General features: G+C 68.4%; 1 protein-coding gene. It reads left to right on the top strand.

Features of this window, described 5'->3' with window-relative positions; all coding sequences use genetic code 11:
• Positions 1-237 (top strand): DsbA family protein (locus tag RVY79_RS21520; RefSeq protein ID WP_411161788.1); only part of this gene is annotated, 237 nt, incomplete at both ends.

The following is a 237-nucleotide window of genomic DNA, read 5'->3' as shown; positions in this document are numbered from 1 at the left end:
ATGGCTTGCGTTACCCCGAAACAACGTCAGCCATCGAACAGTGCATGGCTAGCGAGCGCCCCAACGTGGCCATCCGCGCGCAGGCCGCGGAAGCCACCAAGAGCGGCGTGACCGCCACGCCGTCGCTGCGACTGCTCGATCGCCAGACGGGCCAGGCCATCCTGTTGCAGGGGCCGATCGAGGGCGATGCCTTGCTCTCGGCCATGGACCTGCTGGCGGCCGGGGAAATGGCCAGCG

The organism is Chromohalobacter sp. HP20-39, assembly GCF_033052815.1.
Classification (GTDB): Bacteria; Pseudomonadota; Gammaproteobacteria; order Pseudomonadales; family Halomonadaceae; genus Chromohalobacter.
Note: the sequence above shows the minus strand (reverse complement) of the source record. Positions and strands in the feature narration are given on the sequence as shown.